Source organism: Neisseria weaveri (assembly GCF_900638685.1).
GTDB lineage: Bacteria > Pseudomonadota > Gammaproteobacteria > Burkholderiales > Neisseriaceae > Neisseria > Neisseria weaveri.
On record NZ_LR134533.1, the window covers coordinates 1390426 to 1409020 of the forward strand.

An 18595-nucleotide genomic window follows, 5' to 3' on the forward strand; every position below is an offset into this window, starting at 1 on the left:
AATGCACAGGCTTTTTTTACGGCTTTTGAGGCCGTCTGAATCATTTTTTCACCTGTCAATAATTATGAATCCATCTATTCAAAACGCATTACAACAGCTCAATACGCTGATTTTGGGAAAAGAAGATACGCTGAAAAAACTGTTTGCCTGTGTACTGGCGGGCGGCCATGTTTTGCTGGAAGACGTACCCGGTGTGGGAAAAACTACGTTGGCAACGGGCTTGTCCGCCGTGTTGGGTTTGGACTACCGCCGTGTTCAGTTTACCAGCGATATGCTGCCGTCCGACTTGTTGGGGGTGAATGTGTACCGTCCGAATGACGGCCAATTTGTGTTTCACCCCGGCCCCCTGTTCCATCATTTTCTCTTGGCAGACGAAGTTAACCGCGCTTCGCCGAAACTGCAGTCGGCTTTATTGGAAGCGATGGAGGAAAAGCAGGTTTCGGTAGACGGTACGACTTACGCCCTGCCGCATCCTTTTATCGTTGCCGCTACGCAAAATCCGATTGGCCAATCGGGTACTTTCCCTTTGCCCGAATCGCAGCTCGACCGCTTTATGATGCGTTTGAGCTTGGGTTATCCGACCGCAGAAGCGGAAAAAACGCTGTATGCCGGCGGCAGCCGCCGTCAGGTGCTGCCGAAGCTGAAGGCCGTCTGTAATGCTGATCAGCTGCAGCAATGGCAGGCGCAGGCTGCGCAGGTGAAGTTTTCGCAAGCCGCCGCCGAATATGTGTACCGCTTGGTGCAGGCAACCCGCCAGCCGGGTTTGTTTGTATTGGGCTTGAGTCCGCGTGCGGGTTTGGCGGTGGTCGCTGCCGCAAAAGCATGGGCGTTTATGGAGGGCAGGGAATATGTGCTGCCCGACGACATTAAAGCAGTGTGGGCGGCGGTGGCCAACCATCGCGTCCAGCCTGTTCAGCAGGGTTTGAGCAGCATGCAGATTTTGTCGGATATTCTGAATCATGTGGCCGTTGCGTAAACGCCGTCTGCCGGCGGTGGCAGGGCGTTCGCCGCGTGTGGCCGATCTGTATTGCCGGCCGACGCGCTTCGGCATCGGCGTATTGGTGGTGATGGTTTTGCTGTGGTTGGTGGGCTTGCAGTATCAGGCCAACCTTGCCTATATCGCCGCATTTTGGCTGACCGGCTTTCTGATTGCGGCGGTTATGCTGAATTTCAGACAGCTTTTGGGTTTGCAGATTGATGTGGATATGGCCGACGAAGTGTTTGCCGGAGGCACGGTGGCGCTGCGGTTGACTGTTCCCGAAAACCGCCGTTCCCGTTGGATTTGGCTTTGCGGCGAGGCGGAAACGCCGTCTGCACAGGGTAGGCTGTCTGAAAACGGATGGCAGTTGTGGCAGGTCGGGCCAGATTCAAATTCAGACGGCCCGACTGACGGCGGCGGTTTTGTTTGGCAATTGGACGCCCCTTTGCGCGGCTATATTTATGCGCCGCCGTTGAGAACGGCTTCGGTAGCACCGTTCGGCATCTGTATGGTCGAGTGTGTCTGGCGTTGGCCGAAGCGTGCGGTGGTGTTTCCGAAACCGATTGCACACGAGTTGCCGCTGCAAGGGCATGCCGAAGCCGGTTCGGAGCGGACGGATACGGCGGACGGCAGCGGCGATTTGTCTTATTTGCAGGCACATCAGGAAGGTGCGTCGTTGCAGCATGTGGCTTGGAAGATGTATGCGAAAACGGGCGAACTGTTGGACAAGCGTTTCGAAGAAGCATTGGCGAAAGTGGACGAAACGGTGATTTCTTATGCGGATTATCCCTCCGAAGGCTCGAAAGAGCGTTTGGCCGGATTGCTGTGTTTCCGCGTTTTGGAAGCGGAACGCCGACATCTGCCGTATTCGCTGGTGTTGCCCGACCGAACCATTGCACCGCAAAACGGACAACGGGAAAAATGTCTGACGGCATTGGCTTTATGGTAGGCATGAGGCCGTCTGAAAAATAAACGATATTCCGACAATAAAAATGATGATACAGATTTCGAATCCGTCTTTTCTCAGCCTGCAGCCGCCGAAACGGGTGCAGCTCTTGGTTTTGGCGGTGTTGCTGTGGACGGCGCTGCCGTTGGCGGGCACATTGCCCGTCGGCGTGATGGTGCTGTTCGGTGCGGTTTGGCTGTTGCGCGTGCTGCTGCTTCAATTGGGGATCAGGCTGCCGGTGTGGCTGCCGGTATTGATGTCGGTGGCGGCAGGATTGGCGGTGTGGCAGCAGCTCGGTACGGTGCTGGGGCGTGAAGGCGGTATTGCTGTATTGCTGCTGCTGGTGTTGATGAAGTCTTTTGAAAACAAATCCATGCGCGATTGGCAGGTGCTGCTGCTGTCTATGCTGTTTTTGACCGGCGCATCGGTGGTGTTGAACCAAAGCCTGCTGACCGGACTTTGGCTGTTGTCGGCCTTAACGCTGTTGGGTTGGTGTTTTGCCTTGCTGTGCGGCTTGGCATGGCAGCAGTCGTTCCGCTATATCGGCAGGGTGTGGTTGGCGGCTTTGCCGCTGGCGGCGGTATTGTTTGTGACCGTGCCGCGTATGGAGCAGCCGTTATGGCGGATTCCGCAGCCGGCGCAAGGGCAGGCGCAAACCGGTTTGTCGGACACCATGTCGCCGGGCAGTATCAGCAATCTGGTACAGAGTAACGAGCTGGTGGCCAACGTCACATTTTCAGACGGCCTGATACCGCAGCGCAGCCAAATGTATTGGCGTGCCATCATCATGAGCGATTTCGACGGCGAACGTTGGCGTGCCGTCGGCGAATCCTATACCGATCAGGCGAAAGCCGACGCCGGGAAAACGGTTTCCTATCAAATGATTCTGCGCGACCAAAACGGCGTTTTGCCCGTGTTGGATTATCCGCAGGCTGATTTGCCTAAAGGCTTGAGCGGCCGTTTGGGGGCGGTGGTCAGGGCGGACAGAAGCAGCGACAGCGTCCGCCGCGTCAGCTTGCAGGCTTCGCTGGCCGACACTTTGCCGCACAGTCTGAATCAGGGCAGCCGTGCGTTTTACACCAAACTGCCGCAGGGCAATCTGCAAACGCGCATTTTGGCGGAACGTTTGCGTGCAGAATCGGCAACCGACAGGGAATTTATCGATAAAGTGCTGGCGCATTTCCGTTCGCAGGGATTCCGTTATACCTTACAGCCGCAACCGACGCCGGGCAAAGACGGCATAGACGGCTTTATGTTTGAAACCCGTAACGGCTTTTGCGAGCATTATGCACAAAGTTTTGTGGTGATGATGCGGGCGGCAGACATACCGGCGCGTATTGTAACGGGCTATCTGGGTGCGGACTTTAATCAGGAAGGCGGATTCTGGCAGATACGCAGCAAAGATGCCCATGCTTGGGCGGAAGTCTGGCTGGCAGACGAACAGGTTTGGCTGCGCGTTGATCCGACGGCGGCGGTTTCTTTGGGACGTGCCGAAAGCGGAATCAGCCGGGCATTGCCGGAGAGCGACCGCCATTTGGTAGCGGCCGACATCGGCGCGTTTAGCCGTTGGCAGGAAGCCGGGCGGTATTATTGGCAGCAGTGGGTGGTGAATTTTGACCACGGCAGACAAAACAATCTGTTTGAGCGTTTGGGCTTGGGCGGTTTCAATTGGAAAACGCTGCTGATGGTTGCCCCTGCCGCTTTGCTTGCCGCAGTGTTGCCGTCGGTGTGGTGGTGGCAGCGCGGCAGGCGGCGGGAACGGGATTGGTTGAACGAAGGTTTCGTGCTGTTGAAAACGGTTTTGCTCGGCAGCGAAGACGACACGCTGCCGTCGGTCAGCGCGGCGGATTTGAAACGGAGAATGCGCGAAAACCGTTGGGAAGACGAAACGCTGTTTGCCTTGCTGGACGAATACGATTTTTGGCTTTACGCCGCAGGGAGGCCGTCTGAAAAAGAGCAGCGCCGTTGGTATAAACAGGTTGCGGCAGCGGCGGCGGAATACGGCGATTGAAAGATAAAGATGGAATCAGTTTTGTAATCAATGTTAGAGATGTGAAAGAGGCCGTCTGAAATTTTCAGACGGCCTTTCGCTTTATCCGAACCAACTTACCATAAATGGCGCATGGCTTCTTCTTCCTGCTTGATGCGGATGCCCAAAATAATGAAATAAACCGGCAGGCCGAACAGCATGGTCGTCCATGCGTGGCATAGAATACCGATACCGATCAGCTCGGGAATTACGTTTAAAAAGTAGTTGGGATGTTTCACATTTCTAAACAGCCACGAGCGGTTGATTTCATGGTGCGGGTGGATATAGATTTTCAGCGTCCAGATTTTGCCCAGCGAGCGGATAACGTAAAACAGCATGACTAAGGCAAACGCGGTAATGCCTGCTCCGAAGGCGGACACGCGGTCAAACGGTACGCCGCGGATATGGGCTTCGGCCAAAGCGAGAAAATAATAAGCGATGTGCGCGGCGGCCAATAATTTGGAATTTTTTTCCCCGAATTGTCCGGCACCTTCGGCAATCAGCCGTTTTTCGTTTTTAATCGAAATCGACAGCGATACCAGACGGATAAGAAAAAAGACAATAAAAAATGCCGTAATCATGAAGTTTGATTCCTTTATAAAAAACAACAAAAAATAAAAAACAGTGATTCAAATTGTTCCGCCAACAATAAACCCGGGAAAACCCGGGCTCACCGTTGGCGTTTTTATGTATGCGGCGCAGATAAACCGGCAGTCTCGAAACACAATGCAAGAAAGCGGTTTGCCGTGCCTGAATTTCAGACGGCCTATTATGATGAGGCCGTCTGAAATTCAAACAGATTCAGGCAGAAGGAAGGTGCCTTGTCCCACTTCGACCACTCTGCCGCCGACAAAAATGTTTTCCGCTCCATCTGTTTGCAGATACAGATAATTGGTTCTGCCTGTTTGCTCTCCTTGGCAAACGGCGGTCTGAAACGGAAAACGGCCGCAGCTGATCAGATAGGCACCCAAATTGGCGCAAGCCGATCCCGTTCCGCTGTCTTCCAAGATGGCGCCGTTTTGGGCGTAAAACATGCGTGCCGAAACTTGTCCTTCGTGTTCGCACCAAAGATAAATCATCGTGCGGCCTTGATCGGCGCGGCAGACGGCTTCGAGATGTGCATAATTAACCTGTACGTTTGCCAAGGCCTGTTGGGCGGCAACCTGAAGCAGCAGTTGCGGCGAACCGCTGTTGACCCAATACGCCCGTTCGGCAATATCGGTTTCGGTCAAACCGGTTGCCGCGGCCAACTGTGCGCGGCCGGCGCGGCTTGCGGTGCAGGTGTAGCCCTGTATCTGCATGGTCATCAAGCCGTCCGCACCGCGAACGGCAACCGGTTTGGCTTGGGTGTTTAACGTAAACCGCTCCGCCAAACCGCGCTGTTTCTGCAACACGAACGCACAGCCCAAAACGGGATGCCCGGCCAGCGGCAGCTCGTGTGCGGGCGTGAAAATCCGCAGGTTGGCCGCCGCGCTGTCGGACGGAAAGGCGAATACCGTTTCGCTCAGATTGAATTGCCGGGCAACGGCCTGCATGACCGCGTCGTCCAAGCCTTCCGCGTTGGGAAAGACCGCCAGCGGATTGCCGCCGAAATGCGATTCGGCAAACACGTTAACCAAATAAAAATCATACCGACGCATATTTCTGCTCCTGTTACTGCCGTTTCAGGCCGTCTGAATTTCTGCCGAATCCCGTTAAATTCCGGCCATCCACATTTTCACCGCGAATCCGGCAAACATCAGCCCGACTGCCGCCATTGCCGCCGAAGAAAGCTTGTGATGCCGTCTGAAAATACGGGTCATATTGTGTCCGGCAAACACCAAAGTGTTCAAATATAGAAAACTGCTTGCCTGCAAAATAACCGCCAAAACCGTGAACGACAAAGCGGGGTGCGGATAGGCGGGGTCGACAAACTGTACGAAAAACGACAGGAAAAACAGAATCGCTTTCGGATTGGTCAGGCTCAACAGCAGGGCGCGTTGGAAAATATGCGGCACCGGTTGTGCGGCGGCGGGTGCGTCCGACATCAGCTTAGACGTATCCAGTTGCCATTTCCTTACAGCACCGTGCAATAAATTCCAGCCGATATAGGCCAGATATAAACCGCCGGCCAATTTCAGCAGGTGGAAAAGGGTAGGGTGGAGTTTCAGCAGCGCACCGGCCCCCAATACCGTGGCCAACATCAATAATGTGTCGCCCAAAATAATGCCCGCAATCGCGCGGTAAGCCGCTTTAATGCCGTATTGCGCAGCCATCGACAGGCAAAACATGGAATTGGGGCCGGGAAGAAGGATCACGGCAACAGTGCCGATAACGTAAGTGGTCAGGTCGGTAATGCCGAACATAGATGGGAAATCGCTTAAGTTTGGAAGAATGGAAAAATGCTTGGAAACGGCAATCAAAAAGCCGATGCCCAAACTGTTTGGCAGCAGATATTGCCGCATAAACTTCAGTTCGGATCAATCGGCCGCATAAACTTCAGTTCGGATCAATCGGCCGTATAAAATTTTCAGACGGCCTTTGCATTTGCGAAAAGGCCGTCTGAAAAAACGCTTATTGTTTGGCAGCTTTCATATTGTCGATAAATTTATCAAACAGATAAGCCACATCATGCGGGCCGGGGCTGGCTTCGGGGTGGCCTTGGAAACTGAACGCCGCCCGATCGGTCAGCTCAATGCCTTGCAACGAGCCGTCAAACAGCGAACGGTGCGTTACTTTCACATGAGCGGGCAAAGTATCCGCATCCACTTCAAAACCGTGGTTTTGGCTGGTAATCATCACTTTGCCGCTGTCCAAATCCTGCACAGGGTGGTTGGCTCCGTGGTGGCCGAACGCCATTTTGCGGGTTTTGCCGCCCACCGCCAAACCTAATAACTGATGCCCCAAACAAATACCGAACAGCGGTTTTTTGCTTTCCAGCAGTTCTTTTACCGCCGCAATCGCATAATCGCACGGCTCGGGGTCGCCGGGGCCGTTGGAAAGAAACACGCCGTCGGGATTCATCGCCAACACGTCTTTCGCAGGCGTTTGAGCCGGCACAACGGTTAAACGGCAGCCGCGCTCGGCCAACATACGCAGAATATTGGTTTTCACGCCGAAATCGTAAGCAACCACATGGAACGGCTGTTCAGACGGCCTTTCAAAGCCTTTGCCCAGCTTCCATTCGCCTTCCGTCCATTCATAAGATTCGCCGCAAGTGACTTCTTTCGCCAAATCCTTGCCGACCATGCTGCCGAATGCCGCAATCAATTCACGCGCTTTTTCCTCGGTAGCGTCCGCACCGGTCAAAATCGCACCGGCCTGTGCCCCTTTGTCGCGCAAGATGCGGGTGAGGCGGCGGGTGTCGATGTCGGCAATCGCCACGGTTTGGTTGCGAACCAAATATTCCTGCAAACTCTCGCTGCTGCGGAAATTGCTGTGCAGGAGCGGCAGGTCGCGGATAATCAAACCGGCGGCATATACCGAACGGCTTTCCGCATCTTCGCTGTTTGCGCCCGTATTGCCGATATGCGGATAAGTCAGCGTTACAATCTGTTTGCAGTAAGAAGGATCGGTCAGGATTTCCTGATAGCCGGTTATCGACGTATTGAATACCACTTCGCCGGAAGTCGTACCTTGATAGCCGACCGAAGTACCGTGAAAGATACTGCCGTCGGCGAGAACTAAAATTGCGGGCGTTGTCATGATGGGGTTCCTGTTTTATCTGCTGAATGTCTCAACAGGCCGTCTGAAAAATCACTGCCGTAATATTTCAGACGGCCTCCGTATACGGGTATTCGGTTAAAAAAAAACACGCCGCACAGATGCAACCATCCGTGTTACGTGCTTTTTAAGGCAAACCTGCGTTGCCTCAGAAGCAATATATTCTAAGCGAAAGCCCTTATTTTTTCAATAAGCAAAACCGATTGTTCACAAGCTGCAACTTAAGAAAATGTTTCATTTCTACCATATTTACCAAGACGGTAGGTTAAGAAATCGGGGTAAACGCCACCGAGCGGCAATATTCAATGTTAAAATCAAAACAATAAGAAAACCCCTATAATACAAACATAAATAAACAATAACCGATGAAGGACGGCACATTATGAAAAAAAACGATATTCACCGCAGCAAACTCAGTCCCTTCGCCTGTACCATTGCTTCCGCTTTGGCTTTGGTCAGTTTGGAAGCACATGCAAAATTCGCCGAGATCCCGCTCCATCTGCAAAACGAAAATACCGTTACCGAGCAGAAAGTCAAACCGCAAGTGATGTTTTTGATTGATGATTCGGGCAGTATGGAATGGGAAGTGGGGTCGAGGAACAAGCCAAAAGATCCGAATAATTCCAGAATGGCAATTGCTAAAAGGGCTTTACATCGGGTTTTGGATAAATATCAGGATAATTTTAAATGGGGTTTGCATACTCTGAATGATGCATCCCTGAATACGAACGGCTATATTACTTATGCTCAGATGAAAAACAAGGTCGGGGAGCTAAAAACAAAAGGCCCGACACCGACAACCCTGGCTTACTATAATACAGCCAAAACGGTTATGGACAACACGCTTTATCGCTGTCAGAAAAACTATATTGTTGTGATGTCGGATGGTGATGCCAATGAGAGCTATAAGATGCCTCAGCCTTATGACTATTTATATGATGTGAAACTTCGTTATTATACATACTATCCTGATAGTATCAAACCTCATTATGAGCCTGATTATATAGTAAATTCTCAATTTACTGCTTCTCTCAATAATAGTAGACCTCCCGCAATTCTCGGAAAATCTCCAGTACAGAAAAATCTACTGAACAACTATTATCAGCAACAGGAAGGGATATTTTCACTTAGATCACAAACACCGATTTCCTTACGTGCCAATAGATCTTATATCCCTAATTTTATTAATGACCATTATTTCGGTTATAAAGAAGGTGGACTCCCTGCATTTATTTATCATAAAAACACGCCTCATATACTTGAATCTTGGGATGAGTTTTGGGATAGAGATGAGGGGTTGAAATGGTTCAGCCATACGTTAGCAACCAAGGACTTTAAAACCAAAGGCGATACAACATCTGGTTCCTCCTATCATGAACAGCATTGGGACGGACATCCCGATGATCCTTTTGACTATTCAAAGCAGACTGCCGAAACATTTACGGTTGGCTTCGGTAGCAGTATTTCAGAAGTGGGTAAACAATACTTATCCAAGGGAGCCAGTAAGCCGTCTTATTACTTTAATGCTGAAAGTGCAGAATTATTAGTTCAAGCTTTTGATACCATTTTCTCCAATATTGCTGATGCCAATGTTCCGGTTCGAACAAATGGTACAGTTGCACCTACGGTATTTGGTAATGGTGTGCCAAACCTTGCAGCGATTGTGAGTGTAAATAGTGGTTCTTGGAGCAGTCAAATTAAGTTTTTTGACATTAATGCTCAAGGAAAATTGACTTCCTCACAGCCGAAAGAGCCTTTATTTAGCGAACGTAAAACATTGATTAATTTGGGTCGTCCGATTGGAGTGGGAACCAACAAGCAGATTTTCTGGGCTGATAGGATTGAGGGCGGCAATAACGGTATGTTTAATTTGACTTCTGCTTCCGAAACGGAATGGCAGGACGCTCTGATACCTTGGACAACACGTACACAGGATGACAATTCAATCGCAGCCAATGCACGGACAAGGAATTTTAGCCAGCCTTACCGCATCCGCCCTACAACGTCCCCGAGCCCCGACTATAAAGATTTCGGCAATCAGCGCAATTTGGGAGATATTTTAGATACACCTGTTTTGACCATCGGCGATTTGGTAAATAACCGCCAAAAATATTTGGTAACGGCCGCGAACGACGGCATGGTGCATTTGTTCAAAGCCCACAATCAAACCAATCCGTATAGCTTGAAGTTAAGCTATATTCCTGCCGGCATGGACCGAGAACCCAATACTACTATGGGCATGGTCTTAAAAGATGTGGCTCATGAAGAATACGGTAAAAAAAGCAATCCGCACCAATATTTGATTAACGGCGGTTTGGTGTTGCGCCGTACTGCCCCGAATCCTGAAAACAACCAAAGTCATTCTTTCTTATTTGGCGCGATGGGTCAGGGCGGACGCGGTGCATATGCTTTGAATATCGGTGGTCATGACCGTGCAACCAATAGTCCGACAGGTATCGATAGTCAGACGGAACAATGGATTAATACCGTACCTTTGTTTGAAACCGAGAAAGGTGTTAACAATAAGCTAGGCTATACGGTCGGCACGCCGCAAATCGGTCGTATTGCTTTGAAGCGCACCCAAAGTAAAGTGAATATCGCTGAAGATGTGGTATATGCAGGTTTCCTGGCAAGCGGCTATTCTTTAACAAAGGGTAAGCAGTCGGAAACAGCTTTGTATATCTACAATATGCTGGGGCAAAACGCCGCCGATGGAACGACAAAAGGGCGCAAAGGTGAGTTGATCCGGAAAATTGAGGTTACTAATACGGTTGGAGGCCTGTCCAGCCCGACATTGGTAGATACCGATTTTGACGGTACGGTTGATATTGCTTATGCCGGTGATTACAGCGGCAATATGTACCGCTTCGATTTCCGTGATGATGATTCGTCTAAATGGAAAGTCAGCAAGATTTATCAAGGCAATTCTAGCCAGCCGATTACCGCCGCGCCTGCCATTTCTCGTCGGGGCAAAAATAAATATGTTGTGATTTTCGGCACGGGTAGCGACCTGTATCAAGACGATCGAGACAGCAAAGTGCAGCAGGCTGTGTACGGTATTTTTGACGATGTCAGCAAAAATGCTGCCGAAGTGCAAGATGGTCAATTATTGAAGCAGCAATTGACTGTTAACGGCGACAACCGTCAAGTTACGAATAATCTGTTGAAACCTAATGAACACAAAGGTTGGATGGTGAATTTGGGTGCGGGTGACGGCGAGCGTGTGGTTATCAAGCCGACTATGGTGTTGCGTAGCGCGTTTATCAGCACACGGATTTATCATTCTCAAAAGAATCTGACCCGTTCGGCCAATAACGATATGTGTTTGCCTGACGTAACCAATCATAAAACCAACAGTTCGAGCTGGGTGTTGGCGTTGAATGCGTTAACGGGCGGTATGCCTTCCAAAGCCGATGCGCATATTAAGTTTATCGAAAGAGCCGATGATCCGAATGCCATTGCGGCCGGTATGAAATATTCGGGTATCGTGAATTTCAGTTATGTCGACGGCAACAACCGCGGTGATGATGCGGTTACGGTCGATGGTGACAGCGGCGGCACGGGAACCGATAAACCTTTGAACGACGGTGAAGCCGGTGCGCCTAAAAACCATTGTTTCTCGGCTAAGGGCAAACGTTTTATCTTGAAGACTGACCAGGAAACGGTGGAAGTAGACGGTAAAGTCTGCAGCGGTGTACGCCGTATCAGCTGGCGTGAAATCTTCTAAGTTAGCCGTTGGGTTTTAATCCGTTTCGGATATGAAAGAGGCCGTCTGAAATTTCAGACGGCCTCTTCTTATTGATGGTGGAATATAACTCGGGTTTAAAGGATTATTTCACTTTGTCTTTCAAATGGCCGTAGCCTTCGGCATCCATTTTGTCCAAAGGAATAAATTTCAGACTGGCGCCGTTGATGCAGTAGCGCAAGCCGCCTTTGTCTTTGGGGCCGTCGGGGAAAACGTGTCCGAGGTGTGAATCTGCCGCGCGGCTGCGCACTTCGATACGCTGCATGTTGTAGCTGAAGTCGTTGTGTTCGGTTACGGCGGCAGGATCGAGCGGTTTGGTGAAACTCGGCCAGCCGCAGCCGGAATTGTATTTGTCGGCAGAGCTGAACAAGGGTTCGCCGCTGACGATGTCGACGTAAATACCGGGTTCGAACAGATGGTCGTAAGCGTGGCTGAAGGCGTATTCGGTACCGCTTTGTTGGGTAATTCGGTATTGTTCTTCGGTCAGCATTTGTTTTAATTCGGCATCGTCAGGTTTGCGGTAGGCAGCTGCATCGAATCCTTTGGTTTTCGGTTTCTCTTTGCCGGGCAACGGTTCGTCGGCTTTGCGGATGTCGATATGGCAATAGCCGTTCGGGTTTTTCAGCAGATAGTCTTGATGATATTCTTCTGCTTCGAAAAATTGCTGTAATTTTTGGTTTTCTACAACAAGGGGTAGGCTGTATTTCTGCTGCTCGCGTTGTAAAGCGGCGGTAATAACGGCCTGCTCGGCCGGGTCGGTAAAGTAAACGCCGGTACGGTATTGCGTACCGCGGTCGTTACCTTGCCGGTTGAGGCTGGTCGGGTCGATAACGCGGAAATAGTATTGCAAAATGTCGTCCAAGCTTAATTTGTCGGCATCGTAAGTAACGCGCACGGTTTCTGCATGGCCGGTGTTGCGGTAAACGACATCTTCGTAAGAAGGTTTTTCCGTTTTGCCGTTGGCATAGCCGGATACGGCATCAATCACACCGTTGATGCGTTGGAAATAGGCTTCCAAGCCCCAAAAGCAGCCGCCGGCCAGATAAATGGTTTTTGTATTCATAACTGAAGATTCCTTTTTCTTGTCGTCCAACTTATAGAATGATTGTTTCAGACGGCCTATTTCTGCCTCCGGATTGTCCAGTAGTGCCAGAGCTTGGGCTTCGTTGATGCTGCCTTTGATAACGCGCGCCACTTCGCCTTTGTGGTCGAGCAATACCCAAGACGGATAAACGCCGATATTCAAATTTTTGGCAATGCTTCCGCCTTCATCGGCAATCACGGGCAGCTTGGGATAGCTTAAACCGGCATACCATTTTTGAAATTCGCCGGCCTTTTTCTCTCCCAAAAATCCGGGGGAGGCAACGGTAATCAGATTGGCAGTCTGAAAACGTTGGTCTTGTACCCAATCTTCGGTGTGTTTCAATTCCGACAAGCACAGCGGACACCAACTTGCCCAAAATTTGATTAACGTCGGCTTGCCGTCTTTTAAATAATGACCGGCAGGCTTGCCTTGCACATCTTGCAGTTTTGATAAGGCGGCCGGTACGGGTGCGGCGGCCGCAGCAGGTGTTTTTGGAAGCAGAAAAGCCACACTTCCGACAACGGCAGCCAAGACCGCGCCTGTTTTCCACATCCGATTGTTCCGATTGTCCATAATATCTCCGGCTCCGTTTAAATAAGTTTATAAACCAATAGACGAAATCACACTATTGTTCTTACAAGATTTTCAGACGGCCTTATTGTTTTTTCCGGTTTGGTAAGGGCAGTATGAGCATTATTGTTGCAAGCAGATTGTCTGTATTGTGTAAACAATGAAGCTTGAACAACCGGCTTATCCAAAAAGCCGTAAATTCAAGTTAAGCATACTTGCTTTGCCAAACCCGGCAACCCTAAAATACCACCCGCTTACCTGCATCGTGCAGATTAAAGTATCCAACCTATTATTAGGAGAAAACAAAAATGAAATTAAAAGCGTTATTGGCTCTGACTGCCGCTTCTGCTCTGTCTGCCTGTGTTGTTTTGGAAGATGCCGGCATGCACACCCATAAAGTAGACACTACACCCAAACACTTCAGCTGCGACAACGGTCTCTCCGTTCAAGTACGCAATGTGGATCACGACAAATTGGAACTGAAATTAGACGACAAAGCAGCTGTGTTGACCGCTACTACTTCAGCTTCCGGCGAACTGTACACCTCTAACCAAGGTTTGTTCGGTCACGGCGCGGAATGGCACCAAAAAGGCAACGAAGCCTACTTTGAGTTTACCGATCCGTACCACAACAAAGTTAACACGACTTGTAACATGAAATAATAGATAGGGTGGTTAAACCATCTTATCGGCCAACACCTCCGGCTTTTACGGAGGTGTTTCTTTTTGGGATTAATGAAAACTTAACGATTCACAGATGAAAAGATCAAACCGCCGGTTTGTTTCGGAATTTAAGGCCGTCTGAATTTTCAGACGTCCTTCTCTTAAGCCTCAAACTAAGAAAAAATTTAGCTGACTAAATAAAATCTCACAATTATAATAAAAAAACATGATTTTCTTTAATCAAAGCTAAGCTATGGACTATCAAAAACTCAGCCGCAAGCTGGAAATCTTAGCCGATGCGGCCAAATACGACGTTTCCTGTTCGTCTAGCGGCGGCTCGCGCGGCAACAACGGTCAGGGGTTGGGCAATTCTTCCCGTGCGGGCATCTGCCACAGTTTTACCGAAGACGGCCGCTGCGTATCGCTGCTGAAAATCCTGCTGACCAACCACTGCATCTACGATTGCGCCTACTGTACCTCGCGCCGCAGCAACGACATCCCCCGGGCAGCGTTTACGGTAGATGAAGTGGTGGATTTAACCATGAGCTTTTACCGCCGCAACTACATCGAAGGGCTGTTTTTAAGCTCCGGCATTTTCAAAAACGCCGACTACACCATGGAACGTTTGGTACGCATTGCCAAAAAACTGCGCGAAGAACACCGCTTTCACGGCTACATCCACCTGAAAACCATTCCCAAAGCCTCGCCCGAAATCCTGCACGAGGCTGGGCTGTATGCCGACCGCCTCAGCGTCAACATGGAAATTCCTACCGTTTCCGGCCTGAAGCTGCTCGCCCCCGAAAAAAACCACAGCGACATGACTCAGCCGATGGCATTTGTGCGTAACGAAATCACAGCTTTTGCCGACAGCCGCAAAACCATCAAATCTACACCCAAGTTCGCCCCGGCCGGACAAAGCACGCAGTTCATTATCGGAGCGGCAGGCGAAACCGACCGCCAAATTATCCGCGCCGCCGGCGGCTTTTACCGCCATTACGGCCTCAAGCGCGTGTATTACTCGGGCTATGTGCCGGTATTGGAAGACAAACGCCTGCCGCCTTTATCGACGCAAGTGCCGCTGCGGCGCGAAAACCGGCTCTATCAGGCCGACTGGCTGATGCGTTTTTACGGCTTTTCCGACCATGAAATCTTAGATGACCAACAACCTTTCCTCGACTTAGATTTCGACCCCAAACTCGCTTGGGCGCTGCGCCACCGCGAATGGTTTCCCGTGCCGCTGCAACACGCACCGCTCGAAACCATCTTGCGCGTGCCCGGCATCGGCGTGAAGTCCGCCCGCAAAATCGTGCAGGCCCGCCGCTTCCGCATGATTACCATGGCACAGCTGCGCAAAATGGGCGTGGCGCTCAACCGCGCGCGCTATTTCATCACCCTACCCGAACCCAACCGCTACGCCGACTTAATCGACAGCCCACAATTGCGCGGCCTGCTGCTGCAAAACACACGCTCCAAGTTCAGCCAAAGCGATGCCGTGCAAAGCGATTTATTTGGCTGAACCGTGCCGACAGGAATCCCATCCATGCGTTTCATCTTGCATTACGACGGCAGCTTCGACGGCCTCTTAACCGCCGTGTTCCAAGCCTATGCACGCAAATACCCGCTCGACAGCGTACACATTACCTGCGATGCCGACGACACCGATTTATTCGGCCAAAGCGAAACCGTCGCCACCGAGCCGGAGCAGGCACAGCGCGTGTTTCAACGCTTGGAACGCCAAATCGGCCGCCGCGGTACGCTCAAATTACTCTACGGCTTTTTATCCGCCGCCCCCGAAATGCCCGACACCTTTTTACGCATCGTCCGCCTGGCGTTGGCACAATCCGGCCGCCGCGACATTTTGAGCGACTACGGCCATTATGATGTGATGCAGTGGGCGAAATGGGTGAAAAGCGTCGGCCACGAAAAACACCGCATGGAAGCCTTTGTGCGCTTTGAAGAAATGGAAAACGGGCTTTACCTCGCCCGTATCGAACCGCAATACGACGTGCTGCCGCTGACCGTGCGCCATTTCCGCCAACGCTATTCCGCACAACAATGGGCGGTTTACGACATGCAGCGCGGCTACGGCATCTTCAACCATTCAGACGGCCTCCATCCAATCAGCGACCTAGCGCAATCCGGCATCGAAGCCCACTATTCCGACCGCGAACGCGATTACCAGCGGCTGTGGCAACGCTATTTCCACAGCACCACCATCCTCTCCCGCCGCAACCCGAACCTGCACCGCAGGCAAATGCCGCAACGCTACTGGAAATACCTAACCGAAAAACAGCCAATGCTCTGATTTAGACGGCCTCCCTATTTGATTGGTCAACATGAATGATTTTTTAAGCCCAGCTCCAAGCAGTCAAAGCATAATCCGCTGTATCCGCAGAAGCTTTTATCCGCCGCCGCAAGCCTTTGCCTTCAAGGCCGTCTGAAACACCGGTGCCATTCCTGCAAAACCCTGTTTTCAGACGGCCTTTTCCTTTGCCAAACCTCCCCAAAACCGCTATCCTTTTCCCTTTTTTTCAGCTTCAACACCTTCACCATGAACATCATTTCAACCATTGCATCAGAATTAAACGCCACCGCCGCCCAAATCCAAGCCGCCGTCGAACTGCTAGACGACGGAGCCACCGTGCCCTTTATCGCCCGCTACCGCAAAGAAGTTACCGGCGGGCTGGACGACACCCAACTACGCCACCTTGCCGAGCGTCTGCAATACCTGCGCGAATTGGCCGAGCGCAAGCAAACCGTTTTAAAAAGCATTGAAGAACAAGGCAAACTCACGCCCGAACTTCAGACGGCCATCGAAGCGGCCGACAACAAAACCGCGCTCGAAGACCTCTACCTGCCCTACAAACCCAAACGCCGCACCAAAGCCCAAATCGCTCGCGAAAACGGTTTGCAGCCTTTGGCCGACAGCTTGTTGCAAAGGCCGTCTGAAAACCCCGAAACCGCCGCCGAAGCCTATCTGAACGAGCAAGTGCCCGACACCAAAGCCGCGCTCGACGGCGCGCGCGCCATTCTGATGGAACAGTTCGCCGAAGATGCCGAACTCATCGGCAACTTGCGCGAAAAACTGTGGAACGAAGCCGAAATCCATGCCCAAGTGGTTGCCGGACAAGAAGAAAGCGGCGAAAAATTCAAAGACTATTTCGACCACCGCGAACCCGTCCGCAGCATGCCCAGCCACCGCGCGCTCGCCGTATTGCGCGGCCGCAACGAAGGCGTGCTGCAAGTCGCCCTCAAATACCAGCCCGACGAAACCCCGATCACCGAACAGAGTGAATACGAAAAAATTATCGCCAAACATTTCGGCATCGCCGATCAAGGACGCCCCGCCGACAAATGGTTGCGCGACACCGTACGCCTCACCTGGCGCGCCAAAATCTTCCTCTCGCTGGAGCTTGAAGCCTTAGGCCGTCTGAAAGAAGCCGCCGACACTGACGCGATTACCGTGTTCGCCCGCAACCTCAAAGACCTGCTGCTCGCCGCCCCCGCCGGCCGTCTGCCCACCCTCGGCCTCGACCCCGGCTATCGTACCGGCATCAAAACCGCCGTGGTGGACGACACCGGCAAACTGCTTGACACCGCCGTCGTCTATCTGCACCAAGAAAACAACGCCTTAGCCACCCTTGCCCGCCTGATCAAACAACACGGCGTGAAACTGATTGCCATCGGCAACGGCACCGCCAGCCGCGAAACCGACAAACTGGCCGGCGAATTGGTCAAAGGCCTGCCTGAAATGGGGCTGCACAAAATCGTCGTTTCCGAAGCCGGCGCATCCGTTTATTCCGCTTCGGAGTTGGCCGCCAAAGAATTTCCCGAGCTGGACGTTTCCCTGCGCGGAGCCGTCTCCATCGCCCGCCGCCTGCAAGACCCGCTGGCCGAATTGGTAAAAATCGACCCCAAATCCATCGGCGTCGGCCAATACCAGCACGATGTCAACCAAAGCCAACTCGCCAAATCACTGGATGCCGTAGTGGAAGACTGCGTGAACGCCGTCGGTGTGGACGTGAACACCGCCTCCGCCCCTCTGCTGGCACGCATTTCCGGCCTCAACAGCACACTCGCACAAAACATCGTTGCCTACCGTGACGAAAACGGCGCATTCGACAGCCGCAGAAAACTCCTCAAAGTACCGCGCCTCGGCGAAAAAACCTACGAGCAGGCCGCCGGCTTCTTGCGCATCAACGGCGGCAAAGAACCACTGGACGCATCCGCCGTCCACCCCGAGGCTTATCCCGTCGTCGCCAAAATGCTCGACGACCTGCACATCAAAGCCGCCTACCTCATCGGCAACCGCGAAAAAATCAAACAAATCAAGCCCGCCAGCTACACCACCGACCAATTCGGCCTGCCCACCATCATGGACATCCTCGCCGAACTCGAAAAACCCGGCCGAGACCCGCGCGGCGAATTTCAGACGGCCACCTTTGCCGAAGGCATCAACGAAATCAGCGATTTACAAGTCGGCATGATTTTGGAAGGCGTAGTGAGTAACGTCGCCAACTTCGGCGCATTCGTCGACATCGGCGTCCACCAAGACGGCCTCGTCCACATCTCCGCCTTGTCAAATAAATTCGTTCAAGACCCGCGCGAAGTCGTGAAAGCCGGCGACGTAGTCAAAGTGAAAGTGCTGGAAGTCGACGCCGCCCGCAAACGCATCGCCCTAACCATGCGCTTGGATGACGAAGCAGGCAGCGGTTCGACAAGAAGCGGCAGGCCGTCTGAAAACAGACGCAATGATAGCGGTAGAAATCAACGCAACCAGCGGGAGCAGACACCGACTAATTCGGCAATGGCGGATGCGTTTGCGAAGTTGAAGCGGTAAAGGCTGCCTGAAAAATCAAACCCCGTAGGGTGGGTGTA

13 protein-coding genes are annotated in these 18595 nt (G+C 51.8%); 8 read left to right on the top strand and 5 right to left on the bottom strand.

The features are described 5' to 3' along the window. The first annotated feature begins 64 nt into the window (after nt 1-64). The 3 genes from EL309_RS06780 to EL309_RS06790 are packed head-to-tail and all read left to right on the top strand — an operon-like array spanning nt 65 to nt 3936. On the top strand, nt 65-976 hold the full coding sequence (locus EL309_RS06780) for an AAA family ATPase (RefSeq protein WP_004282419.1): 912 nt from the start codon (nt 65-67) through the stop codon (nt 974-976). Next, a complete protein-coding gene (locus tag EL309_RS06785) occupies nt 960-1928 on the top strand; it encodes a DUF58 domain-containing protein (RefSeq protein WP_004282418.1) in 969 nt (322 codons plus the stop codon). Before EL309_RS06780 ends, EL309_RS06785 begins: the two co-directional genes overlap by 17 nt. Nucleotides 1929-1971: 43 nt before the next feature. Then, on the top strand, nt 1972-3936 hold the full coding sequence (locus EL309_RS06790; RefSeq protein WP_004282417.1) for a transglutaminase family protein: 1965 nt from the start codon (nt 1972-1974) through the stop codon (nt 3934-3936). Nucleotides 3937-4031: 95 nt separating this feature from the next. On the opposite strand, the gene EL309_RS06795 is transcribed toward EL309_RS06790, so the two are convergent. The 4 genes from EL309_RS06795 to carA all read right to left on the bottom strand — a co-directional run bounded on the left by EL309_RS06795 (nt 4032) and on the right by carA (nt 7638). Beyond that, nucleotides 4032-4535 carry an isoprenylcysteine carboxyl methyltransferase family protein gene (locus EL309_RS06795; RefSeq protein WP_004282416.1) on the bottom strand — a complete coding sequence of 168 codons (504 nt, stop codon included), beginning with the start codon at nt 4533-4535 and terminating at the stop codon, nt 4032-4034. Nucleotides 4536-4745: 210 nt separating this feature from the next. Continuing rightward, on the bottom strand, nt 4746-5594 hold the full coding sequence (locus EL309_RS06800; protein ID WP_004282415.1) for a PhzF family phenazine biosynthesis protein: 849 nt from the start codon (nt 5592-5594) through the stop codon (nt 4746-4748). A gap of 54 nt (nt 5595-5648) precedes the next feature. After that, entirely contained in the window at nt 5649-6398 is a 750-nt protein-coding gene (leuE, locus tag EL309_RS06805; protein WP_004282414.1) for a leucine efflux protein LeuE, read from the bottom strand. Between the two features lie 109 nt (nt 6399-6507). Further along, nucleotides 6508-7638, bottom strand: a complete 1131-nt coding sequence (carA, locus tag EL309_RS06810; protein ID WP_004282413.1) for a glutamine-hydrolyzing carbamoyl-phosphate synthase small subunit — start codon at nt 7636-7638, stop codon at nt 6508-6510. Nucleotides 7639-8116: 478 nt separating this feature from the next. Here carA and pilC point away from each other — a divergent pair, with 478 nt between their 5' ends. Continuing rightward, nucleotides 8117-11383: a PilC family type IV pilus tip adhesin gene (pilC, locus tag EL309_RS06815; RefSeq protein WP_164717530.1), complete on the top strand. Its 3267-nt coding sequence runs from the start codon at nt 8117-8119 to the stop codon at nt 11381-11383. A gap of 103 nt (nt 11384-11486) precedes the next feature. Here the strand turns inward: pilC and msrAB are convergent, their stop codons facing one another. Further along, nucleotides 11487-13037 carry a bifunctional peptide-methionine (S)-S-oxide reductase MsrA/peptide-methionine (R)-S-oxide reductase MsrB gene (gene msrAB / locus EL309_RS06820; protein WP_050793658.1) on the bottom strand — a complete coding sequence of 517 codons (1551 nt, stop codon included), beginning with the start codon at nt 13035-13037 and terminating at the stop codon, nt 11487-11489. Between the two features lie 326 nt (nt 13038-13363). Between msrAB and EL309_RS06825 the strand changes: the two genes are divergently transcribed. The 4 genes from EL309_RS06825 (at nt 13364) to EL309_RS06840 (ending at nt 18557) form a co-directional block, all read left to right on the top strand. Next, nucleotides 13364-13717, top strand: a complete 354-nt coding sequence (locus EL309_RS06825) for an MliC family protein (protein ID WP_004282409.1) — start codon at nt 13364-13366, stop codon at nt 13715-13717. Between the two features lie 253 nt (nt 13718-13970). Continuing rightward, nucleotides 13971-15233, top strand: a complete 1263-nt coding sequence (locus EL309_RS06830) for a putative DNA modification/repair radical SAM protein (RefSeq protein ID WP_004282408.1) — start codon at nt 13971-13973, stop codon at nt 15231-15233. Between the two features lie 24 nt (nt 15234-15257). Further along, complete coding sequence (locus EL309_RS06835) at nt 15258-16022, top strand: TIGR03915 family putative DNA repair protein (RefSeq protein WP_004282407.1); 765 nt, start codon at nt 15258-15260, stop codon at nt 16020-16022. A 246-nt stretch (nt 16023-16268) separates the two neighbouring features. After that, nucleotides 16269-18557 carry a Tex family protein gene (locus EL309_RS06840; RefSeq protein WP_040669415.1) on the top strand — a complete coding sequence of 763 codons (2289 nt, stop codon included), beginning with the start codon at nt 16269-16271 and terminating at the stop codon, nt 18555-18557. The last annotated feature ends 38 nt before the right edge of the window (nt 18558-18595 follow it).